We start from the raw sequence: 17,477 nt of genomic DNA, 5'->3' as shown, positions 1-17,477 counted from the left end.
AGTGTTTATGTTTGGTTTCCCGCGTTCTGTTGGTTGCTTGTCCGTTGCTGCGGCGGTGTTGGTGCTGTCCGCGTGTGGCTCCAAGCCGCTCAACCCTGCGCCGGTGGAGGACCGTGCATCGGTCTCCAGCAAGGTCGAGATCACCCCACCACCCGTCCCGGTCAAGCAGCCACCGGGTTTTGAGAATGCAGGCAAGGCCGGTTACTACACCGTCAAACCCAAGGACACGCTGATTGGCATCGGCCTGGAGGCCGGACAAAGCCACAAGGACATCGCCCGCTGGAATAACCTGGAGAACCCCAACCGGATCGAGATCGGGCAGGTCTTGCGCGTAACACCACCGGTGGCTGCGCCGGCAGTGGTGGCCACCACCACCCCAAGCGATAGCGGTGTGGCCGTGGCCAAACCGGTGTCCTCCAGCGCCGCTACCGCCACGCCGATTGCCCCGGGTGCGGTGGCCAAACCCGCATCGGCTCCCGCATCGGGTGCCACCGCCAGTGCAAGCCCCGCGTCCGCACCGGTGGCCACTGCATCCTCCGCCGCCAGCGGTGAAGAAGACTTGGGCTGGATCTGGCCCGGCAGTGGCCCCGTGCTGGCCGGTTTTGATGAAGCCAAGAATAAGGGCTTGGACATTGGCGGCGCCGCCGGTGATGCCGTGCTGGCCTCGTCGGACGGCAAAGTGGTTTATGCCGGCGCCGGCCTGCGCGGTTATGGCAACCTGATCATCCTGAAGCACAACAACACCTACCTGACCGCCTACGCCCACAACCAGACCCTGCTGGTCAAGGAAGACCAGACCGTCAAGAAGGGCCAGAAGATTGCCGAGATGGGCAGCAGCGACGCCGACCGCGTCAAGCTGCACTTTGAGGTGCGCCGCCAGGGCAAGCCGGTGGACCCCGCCAAATACCTGCCGGCGCGTTAAACCCCAGCATCCACCATGAAAAAACCCCGCAACAAGGGTTTTGACAGCAGCCCGGTAGAGCCGGGGCTTTCGGGGAGTCTCTTAGAGCAAAATAGCCTCTCAGCCCCCGAGGATATTGGTTCATTAGCTACAGATTCGATAGCGTTGCACGCGCTGGAACTGCTGGCGCAGGACGGTACCGCGGGCGAGGCGCCAGCAGACGAGTCGGGCGACGCGCTCTCGCTGTACCTGCGGGGCGTGCGCCGCACCGAGCTCTTTACCCCCCAAGAGGAATTTGAGACCGCCACCCGTGCCCGCGCGGGCGACTTTGCGGCCCGGCAGAGCATGATCGAACACAACCTGCGCCTGGTGGTCAGCATCGCCAAGGGCTATATGGGCCGCGGCGTGCCCATGGCCGACCTGGTGGAAGAGGGCAATCTGGGCCTGATGCATGCCATCGACAAGTTCGAGCCCGAGCGGGGCTTTCGCTTCTCCACCTACGCCACCTGGTGGATACGCCAGTCGGTGGACCGCGCGCTGATGTACCAGGGCCGTGCCGTGCGCCTGCCGGTGAATGTGGTACGCGAGCTGCAGCACGTGTTGCGCGCACGCCGCCTGCTGGAGAACGATTCCGAGCTGGTGGCCAAGCGGCCCGAAGGCATACGCGTGGAAGACATCGCCGCGCTGCTGGGGCAGGACCCACACCACGTGGCCGACCTGCTGTCCATGGGTGAGGCGCCACGTTCGCTGGACGCTTCACTGGACCGCAGCGGCGACGACATGACGCTGGGGGATGGCCTGGTTGATGAACTGACCCTGGCCCCCGAGGACGTAACCCTGGCCCACGAAGTAGATCTGTTGCTGGAGGAGTGGATAGGCACCCTGAGCAACCGCGAACGTGCGGTGCTGGAGGGCCGTTTTGGCCTGCACGACCAGGAGCCCGAAACCCTGGACGTCATCAGCATTCGCCTGGGTCTGACACGTGAACGTGTGCGCCAGGTGCAAAACGAAGCGCTCTCCAAACTCAAACGTTACCTCACGCGCCGGGGCATTACGCGGCAATCGTTAATGTGAGACCTTGCGGGACAGACCGTAGCGAAGCGGAGCTCTGTCGCCAACTGATTAGGAATGTATTCGCGGGATAGACCACAACTATTGAGAGGCAGCATGCAAAATCGTCTGACCCGTCCCGAAGTTCCGGTGGATATGACCTGGAACCTGAATGACCTGTTTACCTCGCAGGCCCATTGGGAGGCAGAGTGTGCAGCGGTTGATGCGGCGCGTGCCCAGGTCAGCCCGTACCAGGGCCGCTTGGCAGACAACGCGCAAACGCTGCTGCAGTGCCTGGACAGCGTAGAGGCCTTGCAGCAGCGATTGATGCGTGTGGCCACCTACGCCCACCTGCGCAACGCGCAGGACGGTACCAACCCCGTTTACCAGGCCGGTATGGCACGTGTGGCCACACTGGGTGCGCAGTTGAACGCCAGCATCGCTTTTGTGGATTCTGAAATCCTGCAGTTGCCCGACGACTTGCTGGAGCAGTACCTGGCGGCCGAACCCGGTCTGGCGCCGTACCGCCACTATTTGCAGGACCTGCTGGACCTGCGGCCCCACCGCCTGAGCCCGGATGCCGAACGTGTGTTGGCCTCATTGGGTGAGTCGCTGGCTGCACCCTATATGGTGTACAGCCGGTCCAAGGCCAACGACATCCAGTTTGCGCCGTTTACCGATGCCCGTGGCACGGTGCACCCAAACTCGGTCAACCTGTTCGAGTCCAATTACGAAGGGCATAGTGACACCAGTATTCGCCGGGGCGCGTGGGCGTCATTCAGCGCGGGCCTCAAGTCCTACAACCACACCTATGCGGCCACCTTTGCCACCGAGGTCAACAAAAACGTGGTGCTGGCCCGGCTGCGCAACTACCGCAGCACAGAAGATTTTCTGCTGCAATCCCACAAGATCCCGCACGCGGTCTACAGGAACATCCTGGACATCATCCAGGCCGAGTTGGCGCCGCACATGCAGCGTTATGCACGCTTGCGCCGCCGGGTGCTGGGGCTGGAGAAGCTGCTTTACTGCGACATCAAGGCGCCGCTGGACCCGGCCTTCAACCCGCGCATGCCATATGACGAAGCCTGCACACTGATACTGGATGCACTGGCCGTGATGGGGCCACAGTACTGTGGTTTCGCCCGCCGGGCGCTCACGGAGCGTTGGGTGGACAGGGCCGACAACGTCGGCAAGTCTTCGGGTGCGTTTTGTGCGTCACCCTACGGTGTGCACCCCTACATCCTGATCACCTGGTCCGACACCATGCGCAATGTGTTCACCCTGGCGCATGAACTGGGGCACGGCGGACACTTTGGCCTGGCCATGCAACACCAGCGGTTTTTCAACACGCGACCGGCCATGCCCTTTATCGAGGCGCCGTCCATCATGAACGAGATGCTGCTGGCCCAGCACATCCTTGGCCAAAGCCAGGATGCGCGTATGCGGCGCTCCGTCATCATGCAGGTGCTGGGCACCTACCACCACAATTTTGTGACCCACCTGCTGGAAGCCGAGCTGCAACGCCGCGCGTACGCGATGGCCGAGGCGGGCAAATCCATCACCGCGTCCGTGCTCAACCAAAGCAAGGGCGATATCCTGGCCGCCTTCTGGGGCGATACGGTAGAAATCGACGACGGTGCCCGCATGACCTGGATGCGCCAGCCCCACTACTACATGGGTTTGTACCCCTATACCTATTCGGTGGGCTTGGTGGCCTCCACGGCCATGGCGGGTCTCGTTCGGGATGAAGGGGCGCCTGCCGTCCAGCGCTGGCTTCAGGTTCTGCAAGCCGGTGGCACACGCCCGCCACTGGAACTTTTGCAGTCCGCTGGTATAGACATGTTGTCGCCCCAGCCCATACACGATGCGGTGGCCTATGTCGGTCAATTGGTCGACGAATTGGAGCAGGGCTTTCCAGGGTAGTAGAGCCCCCACGCTTGTCGCTGCGCGTACCGCGCTGTCCCCAGAGGGGGCGCTAGCCGTCTTGGGGCGGCCCGGCGACGGCTTAGGGTTAACGATGGGCACGGTTTTTGCGAGCTGTGCCACACTGCGCGCGGACTCATGATCTGAGTCCCCACTAATGCCACTTCTGTACACCCAGGGAAGCGATTGATGAAATCTGTTGTTACGCAAACATTTGTTGCGGCGGCCATACTGTTGCCGTTGCTGACCCCCGCGCCTGCCTTGGCGCAAGGCGCCAAAGACACGCTGACCATTGGCATGTCGCAGTACCCACCCAGTTTGCACCCTGGCATTGAGCCCACGGTGGCCAAGACCTATGCCATCCGTTTTGGCTACCGCCCCATATCCGCCTACAACGACAACCGCAAGATGGAGTGTTTTCTGTGCACCGAGGTGCCCACCATCGCCAATGGCCGCGCCAAGACGGTGGACCTGGGTGGCGGCAAAAAAGGAATGACGGTCAAGTTCACGCTGCACCCGCAGGCGCAGTGGGGTGATGGCACACCCATCACATCCAAAGACGTAGCCTTCAGCTGGTCGGTGGGGGTCAAGCCCGAAAGTGGCTTTGCGCGCCCCGATGTATTCCAGCGCATCACCAAGGTCGAAACCGTCGATGCGAAGAACTTTGTTCTGCACATGAACAAGGCCGAGTACGACTTTGCCGACCTGGTGGACTTTGCGCTGTTGCCTGCCCACCTGGAAGAACCCGTCGTCAAAGGACTGGCAACCCTTGGTGACTACAACAAGAACACGCTCTACAACCGCACACCCACCACGGCCGGCCTATGGAACGGCCCGTACAAGCTAGCACAAATCCAGTCGGGCGCCTTCCTGGTGTTTGAACCCAACCCCAACTGGTGGGGACAAAAGCCCTATTTCAAACGCATCACCGTCAAGACTATAGAAAACACCGCCACCTTGGAGGCCAACCTGCGCTCAGGTGACCTGGACTACATCTCCGGTGTGCTGGGTCTGTCCATGGACCAGGGGCTGGCTATGGCCAAAGAGCCGGCACTGCAGCAGAAGTTTGATTTTGAGTTCCCGCTGGGTCTGGTCTACGAACACATAGACCTCAACCGCAACCACCCCGGCCTCAAGGACAAACGGGTGCGCCACGCGCTGTTGCTGGGCATTGACCGCGAAACCCTGGTCAAGCAGTTGGTGGATGGCAAGTTTCCCGTGGCCCACAGCTGGGTCAACCCGCTGGAACCGGGTTACGACGCCAATGTCACCAAATACCCGTTTGACCCCGCGCGCGCAAAGACTTTGCTGGACCAAGCTGGGTTTAAGCCTGGTGCGGACGGCATCCGTGTGAACGGTGCGGGCCAGCGTCTGTCGCTGGAGTACATGACCACCGCTGGCAACAAGATGCGCGAGCTGATCCAGCAGGTGCTGCAAAACCAGTGGAAACAAATCGGCGTGGAAGTGGTTATCAAAAACGTGCCGGCCCGCACCTTCTTTGGTGAGACCCTGAAGAAGCAGCAGTTCACCGCCTTGGCGCAACTGGCCTGGAGTTCCAACCCCGAGTCCCCACCCACCAGCACCCTGGCCACCGCAGGTATTCCCACGGCCGCCAACAACTACGCTGGTGCCAACTACCCGCAGTTCAGCCACCCCGGCATGGACAAGCTGATTGACGAAGTACAGCGTGAGCTGGACCCCGCCAAACGTAAACCCCTGTGGCATGAGATGCAGAAAATCTACACCGACGAGTTGCCCGTTTTGCCACTGTATTTCCGCACCGATGTGTACGTGGTGCCCAAGTGGCTCAGCGGCGTCCTGAAGCCCGGTCAGCTGCCGTCCAACTATTTTGGCCAGGAGTCCTGGGGCGTCCGCTAGCGCGGTAGCTGCCTTTTTGTAGATCGTTCCATGGTTAAAAAACTGAACCCACTGCTGGGTGCGGTGGCGGCTGCGCTATTGCATCTTTTGTATCCATCACCTGCGCTGGCGCAGACGCCCAAGGACACGCTGGTCATCGGCATGTCGCAGTACCCGCCCAGCCTGCACCCCGGTATCGAGCCTACCGTTGCCAAGGTGTATGCCATGCGATTTGGCTACCGCCCGATCGCCACCTACAACGACGACATGAAGATGCAGTGTTTCATCTGCACCGAACTGCCGTCCATCGCCAATGGTCGCGCCAAAGTGGTGGATCTGGGCGGTGGAAAAAAAGGAATGACGGTGAGGTTCACCTTGCACCCGCAGGCCAAGTGGGGCGACGGTGTTGCCATCACATCCAAGGATGTGGCGTTTAGCTGGACCGTGGGCAGCAAGCCTGAGAGCGGTTTCGCGGGGGGTGATTTTTTCCGCCGGGTCACCAAGGTGGAGGTGTTAGACCCCAAGAACTTCGTCCTGCATTTGAACAAGCCGGTCTATAACTTTGCCGACCTGAACGATCTGGCGTTGATGCCCGCGCACCTGGAAGAACCCGTTGTCAAAGGGCTCAAGAACCCGGCCGACTATGGCAAAAACACCGGCTTCAACCGCGAGCCCACCCAGGCGGGATTGTGGAACGGCCCCTACAAGCTGACCCAAATCCAGTCAGGCGCATTTTTGGTGTTTGAGCCCAACCCGCACTGGTGGGGGCCCAAGCCCCACTTCAAACGCATCACCGTCAAAACGGTGGAGAACACCGCCACGCTGGAGGCCAACCTGCGTTCGGGCGATGTGGACTTTATTGCCGGCGTGCTGGGCCTGTCCATAGACCAGGGCCTTGCCATGGCCAAAGAACCGGCGTCGCAGCAGAAATACGACTTTGCCTTCCCTCCGGGCTTGCTCTACGAATACATCGTCTTGAACAATGCCAACCCCGTGCTGCAGGACAAGCGTGTTCGCCATGCGCTGATGCTGGGCATAGACCGTGAAACCCTGGTCAAACAACTGGTGGATGGCAAGTTTCCGGTGGCCCATAGCTGGGTCAATCCGCTGGAGCTGGGGTTTGACCCCAACGTCACCAAGTACGCCTTTGACCCAGCCCGTGCCAAAGCCTTGCTGGACCAGGCGGGTTTTAGACCGGGTGCCGGTGGTATTCGCGTGAATGCACAGGGGCAACGTCTGTCGCTGGAATACATGACCACTGCCGGCAACAAACTGCGCGAGCTGATCCAGCAGGTTCTGCAAAACCAGTGGAAACAAATCGGGATAGAGGTGGTCATCAAAAATGTGCCGGCCCGCACCTATTTTGGTGAAACCCTGAAAAAGCACCAGTTCACCGGATTGGCCCAGTTGGCCCTGAGTTCGACCCCTGAGTCACCACCTACTGCAGTCTTGAGCAGCAGTGGCATTCCCACGGCCAGCAACAACTACGGTGGACAAAACTACGCCCACTTCAGCAACGCTGGCATGGACAAATTGATTGACGAAGTCCAGCGTGAACTGGACCCCGCCAAACGCAAACCCCTGTGGGCCGAAATGCAAAAAATATTCACCGAAGAGTTGCCCGTGTTGCCGCTGTACTTCCGTACCGATGTGTATGTGGTGCCCAAGTGGCTGACCGGGGTGATACGCCCTGGCAAATTGCCTGCCGGCCCCTATGCGGTAGAAGAATGGGGCGTGCGCTGATATGACGGAAGTAATTGATATGCCTGTTGAAGAAGCGCATGGCGCAAAGGCGCCCACCTCGGCCACGCCCTTGATACATGTTGACCACCTGTCCATTGGTTTCAAGACCGACAAAGGCGTCCTGCGCGCCGTGGACGATATCTCGTACAGCATCGCCCCCGGCAAGACGCTGGGTCTGGTGGGGGAGAGTGGTTGTGGCAAATCGACGACCGCGCTGGCCCTTATGGGCTTGCTGCCACACACCGCTGCCGTAACAGGTCAAGCCCACTTTGGCGGGCAAGAACTGTTCGGGCAATCTGAATCGCAGTGGCGCGACGTACGTGGCAACAAGGTGGCCATGATTTTTCAGGAGCCGATGACCGCGCTGAACCCGGTGATACGCATTGGTGAACAGATCGGCGAGACGTTTCTGCTGCACCAGGGACTGGACAAACGCGCTGCCTATGAACGGGCGGTCGAAATGCTCGACGAAGTGGGTATCCCGTCGGCACGTACACGTGCAGCGGCATACCCGCACCAGTTGTCGGGCGGCATGCGCCAGCGCGCCATGATTGCCATGGCGCTGGCCTGCCGGCCCAGCCTGTTGATAGCAGACGAACCCACGACTGCCCTGGACGTGACCATCCAGGCGCAGATTCTGGAGCTGATGCTGGAGCTGCAAGACCGCATTGGCATGGCCATCCAGTTCATCAGCCACAACCTGGGTGTGGTGTCCGAACTGGCCGACGACATCATCGTCATGTACGCGGGGCGGATTGTGGAGCGCGCACCGGCGGCACGCCTGTTTGACCAGCCGCGCCACCCCTATTCGGTGGGGCTGATCCAGACCCTGCCCAATCTGCAGCACCGCCAGCCCCGCCTGCCGGTGATTCCCGGCGGTATGCCCAATCTGGCTGTAGCCTCACCCGGTTGCCGTTTTGCCGACCGATGTTCCCGTGTGGTTGCGCAGTGCCGTGAGCAGGTGCCGCCCTTGGTCACTGTGGCGCCCGGCCACGATGTTGCTTGTTTCAGGGCTGACGCATGAGTTCTACCATCACTACCACAGCCCCTCTGCTGTACGTCGACAAACTGGCCGTGCATTTCCCCATGGCGCGCACCAGTTGGCTGCAGCGTGGCCCGTCGCCCGTATTGCAGGCCGTGTCCGACGTCAGTTTTTCCATCACCCCCGGCGAGACATTGGCCCTGGTGGGCGAAAGCGGCTGTGGCAAGACCACACTGGGCCGCGCACTGGTGGGCCTGTATGCCGCCACGCACGGTGCCATCCGCTTCAAGGGTGAAGACCTGACAGCCATGCCCGCTGCGCAACAGCAAAAGACGCGCCGCGCCATCCAGATGATTTTTCAGGACCCGTACGAGTCGCTGAACCCGCGCTTGCCCGTGTCCGATGTCATCACCGAACCGCTGCTGATCCACGGCATTGGCAACCGTGCCGAGCGAGCCGACCGTGCCCGCGAACTGATTGCCCAGGTGGGCTTGCCAGTAGACGCGTTGAATCGCTACCCGCACCAGTTCTCGGGCGGCCAGCGCCAGCGTATTGCCATTGCCCGCGCACTCGGCCCCGAGCCAGAGTTGATCGTGGCAGACGAGCCCCTGTCAGCGCTCGACGTGTCCATCCAGAGCCAGATCCTGAACCTGATGAGTGAGCTGCGCGAGCAGCGCCATTTGAGTTATCTGTTCATCAGCCACGACCTGTCCGCTGTGCACCACCTGGCCGACCGGGTTGCGGTGATGTACCTGGGCCGCCTGGTCGAGGTGGCACCGCGGGCCGAGCTGTTTGCATCGCCCAGCCACCCGTACACCAAGGCTTTGCTGGATGCCATTCCCCGCATTGGCCAAGGGCGCCGCGCCCGGGGCCGCACCATACAGGGTGACCTGCCCAGCCCGCTGAAGCCGCCCTCGGGTTGTGCCTTTCACCCGCGCTGCCCCAAGGCCCAGGCCATTTGCAAGGTCGAGGCGCCGGTGTTGATGCCCGCGCCCAGCCGCGTCCAACAACTGGCAGCTTGCCACTTCAAGGACTGACCACGATGCTGCGCTTCATTACTTCCCGACTGCTCCAGAGCGCCATCGTGCTTCTGGTGATGTCCTTCATCATTTATGGCCTCATTGGCCTGATGCCGGGCGACCCGATCGACATCATGGTCAACTCAAACCCCGGCTACACGGCACAGGATGTTGCCCGCCTGCGCGCCCAGTACGGCTTGGACCAGCCGCTGCTCACCCGCTACTGGAACTGGCTGCAGGCAGCCGCCATGCTGGACTTTGGGTATTCGCGTACCTATTCCCAGCCCGTGCTGGTGGTGCTGGTACCGGCCTTGATCCAGACCGGTAAGCTGGTGGGCCTGTCTTTTGTCGTGTTCACCGTGCTGGCGCTCACGCTGGGCGTTGTGGCCGCGCTGACCAAGGGCTCGGTGCTGGACCGGCTGATCAATCTGCTGGCCTTTGCCGGTATCTCCATCCCCGTGTTTTTTCTGGCGCTGATGTTGATCTACCTGTTTGCGGTGCGCCTGGGCTGGCTACCAGCCAGCGGTATGTTCACCATTGGCGGGGACGGCAGTCTGGGCGATACGGCCAAATACTATGTCTTGCCCGTGCTGACGCTGACCGCAGCCTTTGTCGGGCGCTTTACCCGTTTTACCCGCGCCTCCATGGTCGAGGTGCTGCGCATGGATTACATCCGTACCGCACGGGCCAAGGGTGCGGGCAAGCTGCGGGTGGTGTTCAAACATGCGTTGCGCAACGCCCTGATTCCGGTCGTCACCGTATTGGCGCTCAGCTTTGGCGCACTGCTGGGTGGTGCGCTGATCACCGAAACCATGTTTGCCCAGCGTGGTATGGGCAAGCTGATTTTTGATGCCATCATGGGCAACGACTTCAACCTGGCACTGATGGGCCTGCTGTTTGCCACCACCGCCACGCTGGTGTCCAACCTGGTGGCTGACATTGCCTACGCCTGGCTGGACCCAAGGATCTCGCTGTCATGAACAACCAAGCTACTTTGCCACTGTCTGTGGCCACCACCACCATCGCCGACAAACCCCAATCCGTCTGGCAACTGCGCTGGCGGCGTTTGTCCCGCAACCGGGTGGCCATGCTGGGCGGCCTGGTGTTGATTCTGTTGGCCCTGTTTGCCGCCGGTGCTCCGCTGTATGAGCGCTTGATGGGCGTCAACGTCAACGACACCAACCTGTTGAACCGGTTTGCACCGCCGTCGGCACAACACATCCTGGGCACCGACGAGGCGGGCCGCGACGTGATGGCGCGGCTGATGTACGGCGGGCGAATTTCCCTGCTGGTGGGCCTGCTGGGCGCCATCAGTGCGGCCATGGTGGGCACATTGATTGGCCTGATCGCCGGTTATTACCGCGGCCGTACCGAATCCGTGCTGATGCGCGTCACCGATGGGGTGATTTCGTTGCCCATCTTGCCCCTGCTGATTGTGTTTGCCGCCATTGATTTGCAAAAGCTGGGCTTCTCGGAAGAGTTTGTGCGCTCCAGTGCGGCCAATTTCTACCGCATTGTCTTCATCATTGCGCTGGTGGAATGGACCACGGTGGCACGCCTGGTGCGGGCATCCACGCTGAGCCTGATGACACGCGAGTTTGTGTTGGCCGCCCGTACCCAGGGTGCCAGCGCCCGCCACATTCTGAGCTTGCACATTCTGCCCAACACCACGTCACCCATCATCGTGGCGCTGAGTCTGGCTGTGGGTCAGATCATTCTGCTGGAGAGCACGCTGAGTTTTCTGGGCCTGGGTATCCAACCGCCCACCCCCAGCTGGGGCAATATGCTGAACAACGCGCAGGAATTGATCTCGCGTGCGCCAGAGCTGGCCTTTTACCCCGGTTTCTTGATTTTCATCACCGTGATTGCGGTGAATTTCCTGGGCGATGGTTTGCAGGATGCGTTTGACCCCCGCGCCGAATCGCATTGACGCATGGGTTGTGGGCGTGCCTGAACTGGTCGTTGGCGCGACCTGAGACAATTCAGGCATGACTGAACCGAATTCGACCGAAAAACCGCTGCCCGAGGGCTGGCTCAAAGTAAAAGCCCTGGACCTGGAAGCTCAGGGCGTCGCCCACAAACCCGATGGCAAAGTGGTGTTTATTGACGGCGCGCTGCCTTTTGAGGTTGTCAGCGCCAATATCCACCGCAGCAAAAACAGCTTTGAAAAAGGCACGCTGACCGAGATCCATGTGGAATCGTCCCAGCGTGTGCGACCCGAGTGCCCGCACTTTGGCCTGCACGAAGGCGCCTGTGGTGGCTGCAAGATGCAGCACCTGCATGTGGGTGCCCAGGTGGCCGTGAAGCAGCGGGTGCTGGAAGACAACCTGTGGCACATCAGCAAGGTCAAACCCGACAATATCTTGCGGGCCATTGAAGGCCCTGCCTGGGGCTACCGCTACCGCGCACGGCTTTCGGTCAAGAATGTCCGTAAAAAGGGTACGGTGCTGGTGGGCTTTCACGAGCGCAAGAGCCGCTATGTGGCCGACATGAAAGAGTGCAGGGTGCTGGCACCCCATGTCAGCGCCATGTTGATGCCGCTGCGTGCACTGGTCGGTAGCATGGAAGCGGCAGACACTCTGCCGCAGATCGAATTGGCGATTGGTGACATGGACGGTGGCAGCGGTGACGTGACCGCGCTGGTGTTGCGCCATATGGCCCCCTTGAGTGAGGCCGACCTGGAGCGTCTGCGCCAGTTTGCTGTGGCACACCCCGGCGTGCAGTGGTGGCTGCAACCCAAGGGCCTGGACACCGTGCACCGCATGGACGAGACGCCGGGTCACGAGACCGGGCAACTGGCCTATTCCTTGCCCGACTTTGGCATCACCATGCCTTTCAGACCCATCGACTTCACACAGGTCAACCCCCACATCAACCGCGTGCTGGTGACACGCGCACTGGGTTTGCTGGCCGTGCAGAAGCATGAGCGTGTCATCGACTGGTTCTGCGGCCTGGGCAACTTCACGCTGCCGCTGGCCACCCAGGCGCGCGAGGTGCTGGGTGTGGAGGGTGCCGAATCGCTGGTCGAGCGTTCGCGCGAGAACCTTAAGCTCAATCAGGCTGCAGCCCCCGAGAAAAGGCCTTTGGCTGCTACTACTTTTGTAGCGCGAAATTTGTTTGAGATGACACCGGAAATGCTGGTCGGGGATGGTGCCGCCGACAAGTGGTTGGTAGACCCTCCGCGTGAAGGTGCCTTTGCACTGGTGCAGGCCTTGGCTGGTGTGCGCCAGCGGGTGCTGGAGGGTGTGGCAAGTGATGCCGAGCGGGCCTGGACGCCGCCCAAGCGTATTGTGTATGTGAGCTGCAACCCGGCAACCCTGGCGCGGGATGCCGGCGTGCTGGTGCAGGAGGGCGGCTACCAGTGCACGTCAGCCGGGGTGGTCAATATGTTCCCCCACACGGCCCATGTGGAGAGTATTGCGGTGTTTGACCTGGTGGCCTGAGCGGCGTGCTGAGTTAGGGGCTCAGGGCTTGGCCTTGGGTTTGGCCTTGCTGTTGTCGCTGGCCTTCTCGTCAAGCACTTCTTCCACAGGCTGCGGCGGCTTCTCGTCCTTGGACGGTATACCGTCGATCTTGTTGTCGCGCATGTACTGGTCCATCTCTTTCCAGCCATCGAATATGGCCGCCTTGGACGCTTTTTCGTTCTTGGCGTAACAGTCTTCAATGCTGCGCATGCCGTAGCGGCAGGCGCTGCCAATCGCTTTGGAGTCAGCGACGCGCTGGGCTATCTTGGGATCTGTCAGCAGGGTTTCGATCTGGTCGCAACCTGCCAGCCCCAAGAGCATGGCCAAAAGTATCAGTCGTGCAGCAGTCATGGAATGAGGTGATGTTCTGGGGTCATATCGGCACGGTGGCCGCTTGTCTGAATCATCGCTTGGTTTGAACGAAGAAAAGGCCCGAAATGGGCCTTTTTTTGGGGTTTAAAGCGGGCCTGACGACCCGCAAAGCGACATTTACTCGCGCTCGCCGCCAAAGATGCCCAACAAAGCGAGCAGGTTGGCGAAGATGTTGTACAGACTAAGGTACACGCCCAAAGTGGCCGAGATGTAATTGGTTTCCTCGCCATCTTTCACGCGCTTCAGGTCATACAGAATGAATGCGGAAGAGATGCCGATCACCAGTACCGACAGAGCAATCATCAGGGCAGGGCTCTGAAAGAAGATATTCGCCACAGCCGCTACCAGGACCATGATCATGCCGATGAACAAGAATTTGCCCATCGAAGACAGATCGCGTTTGATGACGGACGACAAGGCTGCCATGCCCATGAAGATACCGCCCGTGCCCGCAAATGCCGTCATGATCAAACTGGCGCCGTTGCTCAGGCCCAGAATGTTGCCTACCAAACGGGACAACATGAGGCCCATAAAAAAGGTAAACGCCAGCAGAACAGGTACGCCAGCAGCGGAGTTCTTGAACTTCTCAATGGCGTACATGAAGCCAAAAGCCCCGCCCATGAAAACGATGAGGCCCATCCATGGAGACATCGCCGCCATGGCCGCGCCCACGCCCGTCGCCACCCCGATCCAGGCACCCAGAACGGTCGGCACCATGGAGAGGCTCAACAGCCAATAGGTATTGCGCAGCACCTTGTTGCGCTGCTGTGCGTCCGAAGCTACATAGCCTTGGCCCGGGTTCAAAGTAGTGATGTGGTCTGTCATGTTTCAAACTCCTTCAGTGTCTGCTGAGTGCAGGTGGGGTGGATTCTAGGGTTTATCAAGGCGCATACAACAAATATGGGGACACATTGACCTTTTTATAAGCAAGGATGTTGTGCAAACCGGTACACAGACACTGTGTGGGCGCGGGGTTATGCTTGCAGACTTTCACCTTCCATCATCTGAATTTCACCGCCATGAAAACCAAATCTGTACTTGAATTTGCCGATGTCAAAGCCATTGCCGCCGCTGCCGAAGCCGAGGCTCTGAAGAACAACTGGGCCGTCAGCATCGCGATTGTGGACGACGGCGGTCACCTGTTGTGGTTCCAGCGCCTGGACGGAGCTGCACCCATCTCGTCCCACATTGCGCCGGGCAAGGCCCGTACTGCTGCTGTAGGCCGGCGCGAGACCAAGGTTTACGAAGACATGATCAATGGTGGTCGTGTGTCGTTCCTGAGCGCACCAGACCTGAACGCCATGCTCGAAGGCGGCGTGCCGATTGTGAAAGACGGCCAGTGCCTCGGGGCGGTTGGTGTGAGCGGGGTCAAATCCAGCGAAGACGCACAGATCGCCAAGGCCGGTATCGCCGCGCTGGGGCTGTAAAAAACAAGCCTAGGGGCGGCAATTTTTCGCCGGGCCGCCCCAAGAAAAATTAGCTCCCTCGGGGGGCAGCGACCCGCGTAGCGGTGGAGCGTGGGGGCAATATTCAGTGCCTGGGCTCGGTGATGAAACCGATCTTGTGTAATCCCGCCTGCTTGGCCGTGGCCATGGCCTGGGCGACAAATTCATAACGCACGGCTTTGTCACCGCGGATATGCAGTTCCGGCTGGGGCTGTTTGGCGGCCTCGGCCTGCAGCTGGCTGACCAGTGCATCTTCCGTCACCGCAGTCTGGTTCAAAAAGTAGGCACCCTGGGCATCCACGCTGAGCTGGATGGTCTCGGGCTTGAGGTTCTGCCGCTCGCTGCTGGCCTGCGGCAGTTCCACATTGATGGCATGTTTCATCACCGGCACGGTGATGATGAAGATGATGAGCAGCACCAGCATCACGTCGACCAGCGGCGTCATGTTGATCTCGTTCATGACCTCGGTGTCGTCGTCGCTCGTGGCTTCTTGCATTCCGAATGCCATGTTATGCCTCCCGACGAGCCGCCTCTAGGGAGGCATGCGCCCCCTCGGGGGGCAGCGAACAAATGTGAGCGTGGGGGTGGTACATATTTTCCCTTAGGCTTTCTTCATGGCAATGATCTTGCCGTCGGCCGGGTTGTTGCCGACGCGGGCGCCGGTCACAAAGTAGGCGTGCAGGTCGTGCGCAAAGCGGTTGAGCTTGGTCAGGATGGATTTGTTGCCCCGCACCAGGGCGTTGTAGCCCAGCACCGCGGGGATGGCCACGGCCAGACCCAGGGCGGTCATGATCAGCGCCTCGCCGATAGGACCTGCGACCTTGTCGATGGTGGCCTGGCCGGATGCACCAATGCCCACCAGCGCGTGGTAAATGCCCCAGACTGTGCCAAACAGACCGACAAAGGGGGCTGTGGAGCCCACCGATGCCAGGATGGCCAGGCCGCTCTGGAAACGCGCCGTGCTGTCGTCGATGGAGTTGCGCAGGGTGCGGCTGATCCAGTCGCTGACGTCCAGCGTGTCGTGCAACTGGGTCTGGGTGTGGCGGTGGTGGGCCGTGGCTTCGCGCCCGGCTTGGGCCAGTTGCACAAAGGGGTTGCCGTCTTGTGGGCCCAGTTCGGCTACACCGTCGGCAAAGGCTGCGCTGTGCCAGAAGTTTTCGGTGCGTTTGGCCAAAGACTTGTACTTGAAGATGTCCAGCGCCTTGATCAGGATGACAACCCACGAGGCAAAGGACATGCCCAGCAGCAGCACGGCCACTGACTTGATGATCCAGTCCCCTTGGGCCCAGACGGCGACTAATCCGAGTTGCGAATCCATAAATACTCCACTAAAAAAAGAAAGCTGCGGGGCCAACCAGAGGCGGTTGGTTACTCCAAAACAAAGGTAAATGGCACGTTGAACCACATGGCCTCGGCCACGCCGGCACGTTTGCCGGGCACGTAGCGCCATTTGCGAGCAGTGGCCAGTGCGGCCTGGTCCAGGCGGTCAAAACCGCTGGATTTGAAGACGCTGGCGTCTTGCGCCGTGCCGTCTGCACCAATCAGGGTGCGGATAATGACCTTGCCCTGTTCACCCATGCGTTTGCTTAATGCAGGGTAGGGCGGAAATGGGTTGTTCAGGTAGTCGGCGTCGCTGGACGGCAGCTCCACCTTGGGGGGTGCCGGGGGTGCTGCTGTGGTCGCAGTTGCCGTGGCATTGCTGGACGCTTTTACAGCGGCGGTGACCGGTGGGGACGGGTCCACCGGTGCCAGCGTGATCTCCGATGGCTGTGGTGTGGGTGTCGTCACCGCCAAAGGGGTGGGCGGCGTGACCGGTGTCTGCCGGGTCTTGATGGGTGTTGGTACAGGGGGCGGTGGCGCGGGTTTGTCTTCCTGGGGTGTGTGCATCTCCACCAGCACCTGGGCCGGTACAAACACTTCCACCACCCGGCGCAAAAGGCCGGCTTGCAGCGCCCACAAGGCACCCACGTGCAACAGCAGCACGATCCCAACGATTCGTAAATTTCGGCTCATCTTCGTGTTGTCGTTTATGTATCCGCCCACATGCGCAGGAGGTTGTGGTAGACACCGGTGAGTGCGGTGGTTTCGGCAGAATCGCCATGGCGCTGGCGCAGGGCCAGCAGGTTCATGTCCAGCTCGTAGAGCAGGCGACGCTGTTCGTCACTGCGCACCATGCTCTCCATCCAGAAGAAGCAGGCCAGGCGGTGGCCGCGGGTGACAGGTTTGACCTGGTGCAGGCTGGTGCCGGGGTACAGCACGATATGCCCTGCGGGCAATTTGACCGACTGCTCGCCATAGGTGTCGGCGATGCAGAGTTCGCCCCCATCGTAGCTATCGGGGTCGGATAAGAAGAGGGTGCACGAGACATCGGTGCGCACCCGCTGTCCGGTCTCGGGCATATAACGTACGGCACCGTCGATGTGGTTGCCGTAGTAGTTGCTGTCACCGCCATAACGGTTCAGGCGCGGCGGGAACACCCGTTTGGGCAGGGCGGCCGAGAAGAACAAAGGGCTGCGGTCCAAAGCAGCCAGCACCATGGTGCGAATGGCGCGCGCGGCCTCGCAGTCATGGTCCAACTGTTCGTTGTTCTTGACCTGGCGCGCCAACTCGCCCGCACCTTTGCGCCCATCGCCCCAGGGCGCACTGGCGAGCAGCGTCTGTGCGTGTTGCACCTCTTCAGGCGTCAGTATGTTGGGTAGATGGAGCAGCATGGTGTGGTTG

At 60.7% G+C, this 17,477-nt stretch carries 17 protein-coding genes; 11 read left to right on the top strand and 6 right to left on the bottom strand.

Annotated elements, in window-relative coordinates:
• The first annotated feature begins 7 nt into the window (after positions 1–7).
• The 10 genes from HZ993_RS03240 (at position 8) to rlmD (ending at position 12,918) form a co-directional block, all read left to right on the top strand.
• Positions 8–922 carry a peptidoglycan DD-metalloendopeptidase family protein gene (locus HZ993_RS03240; protein ID WP_209395841.1) on the top strand — a complete coding sequence of 305 codons (915 nt, stop codon included), beginning with the start codon at positions 8–10 and terminating at the stop codon, positions 920–922.
• Positions 923–937: 15 nt separating this feature from the next.
• Entirely contained in the window at positions 938–1,975 is a 1,038-nt protein-coding gene (locus HZ993_RS03235) for a sigma-70 family RNA polymerase sigma factor (RefSeq protein WP_209395840.1), read from the top strand.
• Between the two features lie 93 nt (positions 1,976–2,068).
• Complete coding sequence (pepF, locus tag HZ993_RS03230) at positions 2,069–3,874, top strand: oligoendopeptidase F (protein WP_209395839.1); 1,806 nt, start codon at positions 2,069–2,071, stop codon at positions 3,872–3,874.
• 189 nt (positions 3,875–4,063) lie between these two features.
• Positions 4,064–5,752, top strand: coding sequence for a peptide ABC transporter substrate-binding protein (locus HZ993_RS03225; RefSeq protein WP_209395838.1), 1,689 nt, complete (start codon positions 4,064–4,066; stop codon positions 5,750–5,752).
• Between the two features lie 30 nt (positions 5,753–5,782).
• On the top strand, positions 5,783–7,474 hold the full coding sequence (locus tag HZ993_RS03220) for a peptide ABC transporter substrate-binding protein (RefSeq protein ID WP_209395837.1): 1,692 nt from the start codon (positions 5,783–5,785) through the stop codon (positions 7,472–7,474).
• A gap of 19 nt (positions 7,475–7,493) precedes the next feature.
• Positions 7,494–8,498 carry an ABC transporter ATP-binding protein gene (locus HZ993_RS03215; protein ID WP_209395836.1) on the top strand — a complete coding sequence of 335 codons (1,005 nt, stop codon included), beginning with the start codon at positions 7,494–7,496 and terminating at the stop codon, positions 8,496–8,498.
• Positions 8,495–9,493: an ABC transporter ATP-binding protein gene (locus tag HZ993_RS03210; RefSeq protein ID WP_209395835.1), complete on the top strand. Its 999-nt coding sequence runs from the start codon at positions 8,495–8,497 to the stop codon at positions 9,491–9,493. Before HZ993_RS03215 ends, HZ993_RS03210 begins: the two co-directional genes overlap by 4 nt.
• A 5-nt stretch (positions 9,494–9,498) precedes the next feature.
• Complete coding sequence (locus tag HZ993_RS03205; protein WP_209395834.1) at positions 9,499–10,455, top strand: ABC transporter permease; 957 nt, start codon at positions 9,499–9,501, stop codon at positions 10,453–10,455.
• Positions 10,452–11,405 (top strand): ABC transporter permease, encoded by a 954-nt coding sequence (locus tag HZ993_RS03200; RefSeq protein WP_209395833.1) that lies wholly within the window; start codon positions 10,452–10,454, stop codon positions 11,403–11,405. The genes HZ993_RS03205 and HZ993_RS03200 overlap by 4 nt, the downstream gene beginning before the upstream one ends.
• A 58-nt stretch (positions 11,406–11,463) precedes the next feature.
• Entirely contained in the window at positions 11,464–12,918 is a 1,455-nt protein-coding gene (gene rlmD, locus HZ993_RS03195; RefSeq protein WP_209395832.1) for a 23S rRNA (uracil(1939)-C(5))-methyltransferase RlmD, read from the top strand.
• Between the two features lie 21 nt (positions 12,919–12,939).
• Here the strand turns inward: rlmD and HZ993_RS03190 are convergent, their stop codons facing one another.
• Together HZ993_RS03190 and HZ993_RS03185 are read right to left on the bottom strand one after the other, a co-directional pair.
• Positions 12,940–13,290: a hypothetical protein gene (locus HZ993_RS03190; protein WP_209395831.1), complete on the bottom strand. Its 351-nt coding sequence runs from the start codon at positions 13,288–13,290 to the stop codon at positions 12,940–12,942.
• A gap of 138 nt (positions 13,291–13,428) precedes the next feature.
• Positions 13,429–14,136: a Bax inhibitor-1/YccA family protein gene (locus HZ993_RS03185; protein WP_209395830.1), complete on the bottom strand. Its 708-nt coding sequence runs from the start codon at positions 14,134–14,136 to the stop codon at positions 13,429–13,431.
• A 194-nt stretch (positions 14,137–14,330) separates the two neighbouring features.
• Here HZ993_RS03185 and HZ993_RS03180 point away from each other — a divergent pair, with 194 nt between their 5' ends.
• On the top strand, positions 14,331–14,738 hold the full coding sequence (locus HZ993_RS03180; RefSeq protein WP_209395829.1) for a heme-binding protein: 408 nt from the start codon (positions 14,331–14,333) through the stop codon (positions 14,736–14,738).
• Between the two features lie 103 nt (positions 14,739–14,841).
• On the opposite strand, the gene HZ993_RS03175 is transcribed toward HZ993_RS03180, so the two are convergent.
• From HZ993_RS03175 to HZ993_RS03160, 4 genes are all read right to left on the bottom strand, one after another.
• Positions 14,842–15,264, bottom strand: a complete 423-nt coding sequence (locus HZ993_RS03175; protein ID WP_209395828.1) for a biopolymer transporter ExbD — start codon at positions 15,262–15,264, stop codon at positions 14,842–14,844.
• Between the two features lie 93 nt (positions 15,265–15,357).
• Positions 15,358–16,074, bottom strand: a complete 717-nt coding sequence (locus HZ993_RS03170; RefSeq protein WP_209395827.1) for a MotA/TolQ/ExbB proton channel family protein — start codon at positions 16,072–16,074, stop codon at positions 15,358–15,360.
• A 50-nt stretch (positions 16,075–16,124) separates the two neighbouring features.
• Positions 16,125–16,769, bottom strand: coding sequence for an energy transducer TonB (locus tag HZ993_RS03165; RefSeq protein WP_209395826.1), 645 nt, complete (start codon positions 16,767–16,769; stop codon positions 16,125–16,127).
• A gap of 14 nt (positions 16,770–16,783) precedes the next feature.
• Positions 16,784–17,467: a Fe2+-dependent dioxygenase gene (locus HZ993_RS03160; RefSeq protein WP_209395825.1), complete on the bottom strand. Its 684-nt coding sequence runs from the start codon at positions 17,465–17,467 to the stop codon at positions 16,784–16,786.
• Positions 17,468–17,477 lie beyond the last annotated feature (10 nt).

The organism is Rhodoferax sp. AJA081-3 (assembly GCF_017798165.1).
GTDB lineage: Bacteria > Pseudomonadota > Gammaproteobacteria > Burkholderiales > Burkholderiaceae_C > Allorhodoferax.
This window is presented reverse-complemented; position numbering and strand designations above follow the sequence as displayed.